Raw genomic sequence first — 8,003 nt, 5'->3', positions numbered from 1 at the left:
GCCCCCCGCTCCCTCCGCCCCCGCCAAGAAGGGCCGCTCCAAGCTGGTCCTGGTGGCCGTGGGCGTCGCGGCGGCGGGCGCGGTGGCGTACGGCGCGGGGCTCCTGATGAACCACTCCGACGTACCCAAGGGCACCACGGTCCTCGGCGTCGACATCGGCGGCGGCACGAAGGAGGAAGCGGTCGGCAAGCTCGAGGCCGCCCTCGGCAAGCGCGCCGCCACCCCGCTGCGGCTCACCGTGGACGGGAAGGCGACCGAGCTCCCGCCGTCCAACGCGGGCCTCACCCTGGACAGCCAGGCCACCGTGCGCGGCGCCGCGGGCAGCGACTACAACCCCGTCTCCGTGATCGGTTCCCTCTTCGGCGGCGAGCGCGTCGCCGAGCCGGTGATCCCGGTCGACGAGGAGAAGCTGAGCGTCGCGCTGGCCGACCTGGCGGGCACCTCGGGCTCGGCCAGCGAGGGCACGATCAAGTTCGTACCCGGCAAGGCGGTCGCCGTACCGGGCAAGGCGGGCAAGCAGCTCGACGTCGGCCGCTCCATGGTCCGGGTCAGGGACGCCTACCGCGCCCAGGTGGAGACCGGCAGGCCGAACACGGTGGAACTGCCCGTCGCCACGAAGAACCCGACGATCGGCAAGGCCGAACTGGACCGGGCGATGAAGGAGTTCGCCCAGCCCGCGATGTCCGGCCTGATCACGATCAAGGCGGGCGGCAAGCAGATCCAGTTCGGACCGGCCAAGTCGCTGCCGAAGATCCTCTCCATGAAGCCGATCGACGGCCGCCTGGTGGAGGTCTACAACAAGCCGGCGATCGAGCAGCTCCTGGAGGGCGTGTTCGACGGCGTGCAGATCACCAAGGGCGACGGCAAGAAGCACCCCGTCACCGCGGACGACGTGGCCTTCGCCATGCGTACCGCGCTGCTGGGCAAGACCCCGGCGGAGCGGGTCACGGAGATCAGCCTCAACCCGAGCTAGGACGCCAGGGGCCCGTCGTCGCCGCGCGAGGCGTCCAGCGGGTCCCAGCCGGGTCGGCGTCGCGGCAGCACCGCGGCGTCGCCCAGGGTGGCTCCGCCGTGCACCTCGTGCATCAGCCGGCGGCCGAGGATCTGGCCGGCGCAGGCGATGCCGCTGACGGCGGACCCGGTGATCCCGTTCCCGTAGCGGGTGTTGGCTCCGGCGACGTACAGCCCTTCGACGAAGGTCGCGGTGTCCGGGCGGGCCCCGGCGCTGCCCCAGTGCGCCATGCCGAAGGGGGTGCCGCCGGTGGAGCGCGTGTACCGCTCGTGGGTGAGCGGCGTCGCGGTCTCCAGATGCGTGATGTGGTCGCGGAACGGGCCGAGCGCCTCCTCGGCCGCGTTCAGCACCGCCTCGGTGAGCCGGGCCTTCTCCGCCCGGTAGGCGGGGTTGCGGCGGTATTTCTCGCCGTCGGCCGGCCCCGCGGTGACCCCCCATCGTTCGAAGCCGGGGGGACACAGGGTCATCAGCTGGAAGTTGGAGTGGCCCGGCGGGCAGATCCGGGGCGTGACGGGGTCCTTGCCGGAGGCGAACGAGGCGAAGAGGAAGTCGGCTTCGCCGCCGGCCGCGCCGGTCCCGTCCCCGGCGGCGCGCAGGTCCCGGTAGAACCGCTCGATGTCGTCGCCCCGGTACCACCACAGATTGGCGTGCTGCTCGTTGTCGACGTCCAGCGCGACGTACACGGCCGCCCAGGGCAGGGCCATCCGCGCGTCGCGGGTCTTCGCGGCGAGCCGGCGCGGCAGCCGCTCCTCGCCGACGAGCCCGAGCATCGTCCGCCGGTAGTCGGCGTTGGACACCACCACCGGCGCCACCGCGCGGCTTCCGTCGGCGAGTTCGACGCCCCGCGCCCGGCCGCCCTCGACCGTGATCCGGCTGACCGTGCTGTAGGTGCGCAGGGCGCCGCCGTGCGCCCGGATGACCTCCAGCAGCCCGGCGGCCAGGGTCTGGCCGCCGCCCTCCGGGTAGTACGCGCCGCGCACGTAGTGGTCGGTCACCGTCGCGTGCAGGGCGACCGTGGCCTCGTCGGGGGCCATGCCGTAGTTGGGGGACTGGGCCGCCAGCAGCGTCCGGGCGCGGGTGGACAGCGCGCAGTGCGTGAACAGCTCCGCGAGCGTACGCCGCCCCCAGGCCACCGACTGCGGCGCGTGCCGCGCCAGTTCGGCCATCGGGATGTCCTCGGCGGCGACGATCGCGTCCCGTCGCTCCGCTCCCAGACCCGACACGACGGCCAGGAAGGTGTCGATGCCCGCCGCGTCCCCGGGGCACGCCTCGTGCAGCCGCTTGCGGTACGTCTCCCAGTCGGCCGGCATGTCCAGCGTGGCTCCCGGGATCACGATGCGGTCGAAGCCGTCCGGGTTCATCTCCCGGTAGCGCAGCCGCCCGCGCAGGCCGAGGCCGTTCAGGATCGCGGGGAGCAGGCCGTCGGGGCCGCAGTCGCCGAGGTAGTGCACCCCGACGTCGAACTCGTACGCGCGGCGCCTGCGGAAGACGTGGCTGTTGCCGCCCGCGACGCCGCCCTGTTCGGCGACCAGCACCCGCTTGCCGGCGACCGCGAGGTAGGCGGCGCACACGAGGCCGCCGATCCCCGAGCCGACGACGATCGCGTCCCAGCGCTCGGCGGCGCTCACGCGGCGCCCCGCACGGAGGAGCGCGGCGAAGCCGTCACCGGGGACGTCAGGGGGGACGGCGCGGGCACGGCCACCAGCTGACCCGGTTCGGCGATCGACAGGCGCGACACCTGCGGGGTGATCTTGCGGGCGAGCCCGGTGAGCGTACGGCCGGGTCCGATCTCCACGAACATGTCGCAGTACAGCTCGTCGGCCATCGTGCGGACCGAGTCCGCCCAGCGCACCGGTTCGGTGATCTGCCGGCCGAGCCGCTGCGGCCAGGCGTCGGCGCCCCGGTGCGGGCGCGCGTCCACGTTCGACACCACCGGCGCGTGACCCGGCCGGAACTCGGCTGCCCGCACCGCCCGCCCGAACGCGCGGGCCGCGAGCCGCATCAGGGGCGTGTGGAAGGCGCCGCCCACCGGGATCGACAGGACGCGCAGGGCGCCCAGCTCCTGGGCCGCCTCCACGCACCGGGCGACCGCCCCGGCCTCACCGGAGACGACGCTCTGCTGCGGGGAGTTCAGATTGGCCACCCACACCTGTCCGCCCTCGTCGCGGACACCCGCCGCGGCCTTCTCCACGTCTTCCGGGGCCAGGCCGAGGACCACGGCCATGGTGCCCGGCTCGGACGCGCACACCTCGCGCATCGCCTCGCCCCGCGCGGCGACCAGCTTCACGCCGTCGTCGAAGCCGACGATCCCGGCGGCCACCAGGGCCGCGTACTCACCCAGGCTGTGGCCGGCGCACACGAGCGGCCGCCTGGCGGCGGGCAGCGCGTGCCGGACCTCGTGCAGGATCACCATCTCCAGGACGAAGGTGGCCAGCTGCGCGTTGTCCGTACGGCGCAGTTCCTCCTCGTCGGCGTGCAGCAGCAGGTGGACGACGTCGCGCCCGGACACCTCGGCCGCGCGCTCCGCCAGGAACCAGCCGGGCCGGCCCGCCCAGGGGCGCCCCATCCCGGGCTGCTGCGCGCCCTGGCCGGGGAATGTCAATGCCAAACGTGGACCGCTCATCGTGGCTTCTCCCGTCTCCAGCCGAATCTCCGCCGATCCGGGCAACGGAAACGGTGCCAGCGGGATTTGAAAGGGGAATGGAGGGCAGATAAAAGCCCTGAGGTGGATCCGGGGCGGAATCCGCGACAGATCTTGAAAAGCCCCGGTATCACTTTCGGGGAATGCTGTGTTTCCTTCGTACGGCGGCTCTTGCTGTTCGCCGTCCGGGCCGCTTACGTTCCTCTCGTCTTGCCCCGCGACAGCGGAAACGGCCCGCGACGGCGGAAAAATGAGAGGGAGACCATGACTCAGCAGACTGTGGCGACAGCGGCCGACTTCCACGAGCAGGTGAGCCGGATCGTCATTGAGGAGCTGGAGCTCGAAGAGGGTGAACTCACCGACAACGGCCATTTCATCGACGACTACGACAGCGACTCGCTGTCGCTCATCACGGTCGTCTCCCGAATTGAGAAGGAATTGGGAGTCGTCATTCCCAAGACCGAACTCGGCGAGCTGGTGAACCTGCGCCTGCTCGTCGACGCCGTCGCTCAGCACGCCGCGGAGAGCGTCAATGGCTGAGCTCGCCGCGGCCCCACGGCGCCGGGTGGTCATCACCGGGCTCGGCGCCGTGTCCCCGGTGGGGATCGGCGCGGACGTCTTCGCGTCCGCCGTCCGGGCCGGCGCCGACGGCACCGCACCCATCCAGAGCTTCGACGCGAGCGGCTTCCCGCGCCGGCGGGCGGGCGAGGTCACCGACTTCGAGCCCACCGACCACCTCAAGCGCCTCGACCCCGCGGCATGGGGCCGCAGCGGCCTGCTGGCCGCCGCGGCCGCCCGGCTCGCCGTGGCGGACGCCGAGATCGACGAGGAGCAGCTGGAGCGGGGCCGGGCCGGGGCGATCATGGGCACCACCAGTGGTGAGTCCGCCGTCGTCCAGGAGCTCGCCGATCAGTGGGTCGCCGGCGGGCTGGAATCCATCGACGGCGGCCTGGCCGGACAGACCCCGGCCGCCCGGATCGCCAACGCCGTCAGCGCCGAACTGCGGCTGCACGGCGAGACCCAGACCATCCCGACAGCGTGCTCGGCCAGCAACTACGCCCTCGGGTACGCCTACGACCTGGTGCGCAGCGGCGAGGCGGACGTGATGCTGGCGGGCGGCGCCGACGCCGTCAACCGGCTCACCCACGCCGGTTTCTACGCCCTCGGCGCCATGGCCGAGGACCTGCCCCGCCCGTTCGCCGCCGACCGCACCGGCATCCTCACCGGTGAGGGCGGCGCCGTACTGCTCCTGGAGACACTGGAGGGCGCGCGGGCCCGCGGGGCCCGCGTCTACGCGGAGATCCTCGGGTACGCCGCCAACTGCGACGCCGCCCACATGGTGCACCCCGACGCGACCAGCATCGCCGCGTGCATCCGGGCGGCCCACCGGAACGCCGGCGTCGAGCCGGAGCAGATCGACTACATCTGCGCCCACGGCACCGGCACCCCGACCAACGACACCACCGAGGTGGCGGCGGCCCGCGAGGTGTTCGGCACGCGCATACCGCCGATCAGCTCCATCAAGTCGATGCTCGGCCACACCATGGGCGCGGCCAGCGGGTTCGGCGCCATCGCCTGCTGCAAGGCACTGGAGCAGGACTTCCTGCCGCCCACCGCGAACGTCACCGAGGCGGACCCCGTGCTCGGCGAGGGCGTGGACTGCGTACCGGGCACCGGCCGCGAGGCCCGTCTGGACATCGTGCAGAACCACGGGTTCGCGTTCGGCGGCAACAACGTCATCACCATTCTCGGGAGGGTCTCGTGACCACGGCGACCGCCACAGCGGACGCGGCCCCGGCGCCCACGGCCATCCGGCCGCTGTACGTCACCAGTGCCGGCGTCGTCTCCTCGGCCGGCCACGGCCTCGCCGCCCTGGCCGGCCTGCTGCGCCGGGGCGCCGGACCGGCCGAGGAGCCGTCCGGTGAGGGCGCGGCGGCGTACCCGCCCCGGCCGGTACGGGCCGTCGAAGGCTTCGACGTGAAGGCGCATCTGGGCCGCAAGGGCACCAAGTACCTGGACCGGCTCACCTCCTTCGGCCTGGTGGCGTGCAAGGAGGCCATCGAGGGCATGGACGCCGCCGAGGTCGCGGGGGACCGCACCGGCGTGGTGCTGGCGACCAACACCGGCTCCGTCTCCAGCCACAGCGGGCTGCTGTACGACACGCTGACGCTGGACAAGCCGTACCTGGTCAACCCCGGCCAGTTCCCGAACACGGTCATGAACTGCGCCGCCGGGCAGGTGGCCATCCGCAACGGTCTGCGGGGGCTCAACGCCACCGTGGCCGGCGGCCAGAGCGCCTCGCTGCTCGCCTTCAGGCACGCGCGTCTCGCCCTGACCCTGGACCGCGCCGACCGGCTGCTGGTGGGGGGCGCCGAGGAGCTCAGCGCCCCGGCGGCGTGGGCCTGGCACCGTACCGGAGTGCTCAAGGACGAGGCAGCGCTCGGCGAGGGCTGCGCGGTGTTCACGGTGCAGCAGGGGGCACCGGCGGACGACTCGGACGTACTGGCCGAACTGCTCGCCTGCGAGGTGCGCTTCACGCCCGACGCGCGGGACTACGCCGACGGCCTCGCGCACGTCGTCACCCGCGCCCTGGACCGCAGTGGGGTCCGCCCGGAGGAGGTGGCCGTCGTCTCCCTCGGCGCGGCCCACCACCGCGGCCTGGAGCGGATCGAGGAGCGCGGTGTGCGGACCGCGCTCGGGGGCGGCGGGCTGCCGCGCACCGTACGGGTCGCCGACGTGCTCGGTGAGACGTACAGCGCGAGCGGCGCGATGCAGCTCGCCGCCCTGCTCGCCCTGTGGCAGGCCGAGCCGCCGGCCGCGCGGACGGCCGCCCTGGTCACCTCGGTCGGCCGGGACGGCAACGCGGCCGCGATGGTGGTGCGCGGCCCGCTGCGGTGACCACCCCGAGAGCAGCAGCGGCGTCCGTGATTCCCCCCACGGGCGCCGCTGCACGTGTGCCCGCGATCCCCTCCACGAAAGGAACCGTCATGAACCTGTCCTACGCCGGGCGGAGTTACCCGCCCACCGAGCCCTACGAGGTCGGCCGGGAGAAGATCCGTGAGTTCGCCCTGGCGGTCGGAGCGGAGCCCGGCGACGGGCGCACCGCGCCCCCCACCTTCCCCATCGTGCTGTCGATGCACGCCGAGAAGCAGGTCGTCGACGACCCGGACTTCGGCTTCGACTTCTCCCGCGTCGTCCACCGTGACCAGCGGTTCGAGTCGGTGCGCCCGGTGCGGTCCGGCGACCGGCTCACCGTCACCGTCGAGGTGGTCGCGGCGGACACGGTCGACGGGAACGACGTCGTGACCCTGCGCGGTCACATCCGCGAGGCGGACGGCGGAGCCCCCGTGTGCACCACGACCTCGACGCTCGTCTCGCGGGGCGGGCGATGACGGTCACCGGCGAGGCGCTTCCCCGCCGTACCTTCCGCGTCACCCGCGGCGATCTGGTGCGGTACGCCGCCGCGTCCGGCGACCACAACCCGATCCACTGGTCGGACTCCCGGGCCGCGGCCGTCGGGCTGCCCGGCGTCATCGCGCACGGCATGCTGAGCATGGGCCTGGTCGCCACGGCCGTCACCGACTGGGCGGGCGAGGGCACGGCCGTCAGCGAGTACAGCACCCGGTTCAGCCGCCCCGTGCTGGTGCCGGACACCGACGAGGGGGTGACGCTCACCGTCGACGGGAAGGTCGTCGAGCTGCGGCCGGACGGCACGCTGCGGGTCGACCTGACGGTGAGCTGCGGTGGCTCGAAGGTGCTGGCGCGGACCCGGGCCCTGCTGGCGCCGGGCGGCGCGGCGCACACCTGAGGCGGCCCGTACGCACGAAAGGACCGCCGGTCCCCGAGGGGGCCGGCGGTCCGTGTGCGCGGTGCGGCGGGTCAGGCCTGGGTGCCGGCGGCCGGCAGCTTCAGCTCGACGGCGCCTATCTGGGCGAGCAGGAACAGATCCTGGCGGCACGCTCAGTGCTCGTGGACGAGACCGTCGTCGCCGACCCGGTAGATGTGGATGTGCTCGACGTCCACCTTGTTGCCGGTGCCCTCGAAGCCGAGGAAGTTGCCGGTGTGGATGCCGGTGAACCGCACCCGGATGACGGCCTTGTCGCCGTCCGCGAAGCTGTCGATGTGGTCCCACGCGGCCTCGGAGAACACGCTGTTCATCCAGCGCGCGGTGCCGAGGTAGCCGCGGGGGCCGCCGGGGGTGCCGGGCGGGGCCTCGTAGTCGACGAAGTCCGGGGCGACGAGCTCCAGGGCGACCTTCTCGTCCAGGTCGTTGAAGATCTTGCCCATCTGCTGGGCGATCTCCAGCACGGTGGCGTTGGACATGGGTTTCCTTCCTTGGGAGGGGTGATG

At 73.1% G+C, this 8,003-nt stretch carries 9 protein-coding genes; 6 read left to right on the top strand and 3 right to left on the bottom strand.

Going from position 1 to position 8,003, the window contains the following annotated elements; genetic code table 11:
• Positions 1-973, top strand: a 973-nt coding sequence (locus tag E2E34_RS27460; protein ID WP_500691569.1) for a peptidoglycan binding domain-containing protein, incomplete at its 5' end; no start/stop codon positions are given.
• Here the strand turns inward: E2E34_RS27460 and E2E34_RS27455 are convergent.
• The gene (locus tag E2E34_RS27455) at positions 970-2,640 is read right to left on the bottom strand and encodes a phytoene desaturase family protein (RefSeq protein WP_138904589.1); all 1,671 of its coding nucleotides are present in this window, start codon (positions 2,638-2,640) and stop codon (positions 970-972) included. The two genes, E2E34_RS27460 and E2E34_RS27455, sit on opposite strands and share 4 nt — an antisense overlap.
• On the bottom strand, positions 2,637-3,620 hold the full coding sequence (locus E2E34_RS27450) for an ACP S-malonyltransferase (RefSeq protein WP_167518400.1): 984 nt from the start codon (positions 3,618-3,620) through the stop codon (positions 2,637-2,639). The genes E2E34_RS27455 and E2E34_RS27450 overlap by 4 nt, the downstream gene beginning before the upstream one ends.
• A 297-nt stretch (positions 3,621-3,917) precedes the next feature.
• On the opposite strand from E2E34_RS27450, the gene E2E34_RS27445 reads away from it, so the two are divergent.
• The 5 genes from E2E34_RS27445 (at position 3,918) to E2E34_RS27425 (ending at position 7,461) form a co-directional block, all read left to right on the top strand.
• On the top strand, positions 3,918-4,193 hold the full coding sequence (locus E2E34_RS27445; protein ID WP_138904587.1) for an acyl carrier protein: 276 nt from the start codon (positions 3,918-3,920) through the stop codon (positions 4,191-4,193).
• Entirely contained in the window at positions 4,186-5,418 is a 1,233-nt protein-coding gene (locus tag E2E34_RS27440) for a beta-ketoacyl-[acyl-carrier-protein] synthase family protein (RefSeq protein ID WP_138904586.1), read from the top strand. The genes E2E34_RS27445 and E2E34_RS27440 overlap by 8 nt, the downstream gene beginning before the upstream one ends.
• Positions 5,415-6,551, top strand: a complete 1,137-nt coding sequence (locus E2E34_RS27435) for a beta-ketoacyl synthase N-terminal-like domain-containing protein (protein ID WP_138904585.1) — start codon at positions 5,415-5,417, stop codon at positions 6,549-6,551. The genes E2E34_RS27440 and E2E34_RS27435 overlap by 4 nt, the downstream gene beginning before the upstream one ends.
• Before the next feature lie 89 nt (positions 6,552-6,640).
• Positions 6,641-7,045: an FAS1-like dehydratase domain-containing protein gene (locus tag E2E34_RS27430; RefSeq protein ID WP_138904584.1), complete on the top strand. Its 405-nt coding sequence runs from the start codon at positions 6,641-6,643 to the stop codon at positions 7,043-7,045.
• Positions 7,042-7,461, top strand: coding sequence for a MaoC/PaaZ C-terminal domain-containing protein (locus E2E34_RS27425; protein WP_138904590.1), 420 nt, complete (start codon positions 7,042-7,044; stop codon positions 7,459-7,461). Before E2E34_RS27430 ends, E2E34_RS27425 begins: the two co-directional genes overlap by 4 nt.
• Before the next feature lie 152 nt (positions 7,462-7,613).
• On the opposite strand, the gene E2E34_RS27420 is transcribed toward E2E34_RS27425, so the two are convergent.
• The gene (locus E2E34_RS27420) at positions 7,614-7,976 is read right to left on the bottom strand and encodes an ester cyclase (protein WP_208765356.1); all 363 of its coding nucleotides are present in this window, start codon (positions 7,974-7,976) and stop codon (positions 7,614-7,616) included.
• Positions 7,977-8,003: the final 27 nt, after the last annotated feature.

The organism is Streptomyces albidochromogenes, assembly GCF_005981925.1.
Classification (GTDB): domain Bacteria; phylum Actinomycetota; class Actinomycetes; order Streptomycetales; family Streptomycetaceae; genus Streptomyces; species Streptomyces albidochromogenes.
Note: the sequence above shows the minus strand (reverse complement) of the source record. Positions and strands in the feature narration are given on the sequence as shown.

Coding starts and splice junctions, on each gene's coding strand:
- E2E34_RS27445 (WP_138904587.1), top strand. CDS start 3,918: ATGACTCAGCAGACTGTGGCGACAGCGGCCGACTTCCACGAGCAGGTG.
- E2E34_RS27440 (WP_138904586.1), top strand. CDS start 4,186: ATGGCTGAGCTCGCCGCGGCCCCACGGCGCCGGGTGGTCATCACCGGG.
- E2E34_RS27430 (WP_138904584.1), top strand. CDS start 6,641: ATGAACCTGTCCTACGCCGGGCGGAGTTACCCGCCCACCGAGCCCTAC.
- E2E34_RS27425 (WP_138904590.1), top strand. CDS start 7,042: ATGACGGTCACCGGCGAGGCGCTTCCCCGCCGTACCTTCCGCGTCACC.
- E2E34_RS27420 (WP_208765356.1), bottom strand. CDS start 7,976: ATGTCCAACGCCACCGTGCTGGAGATCGCCCAGCAGATGGGCAAGATC.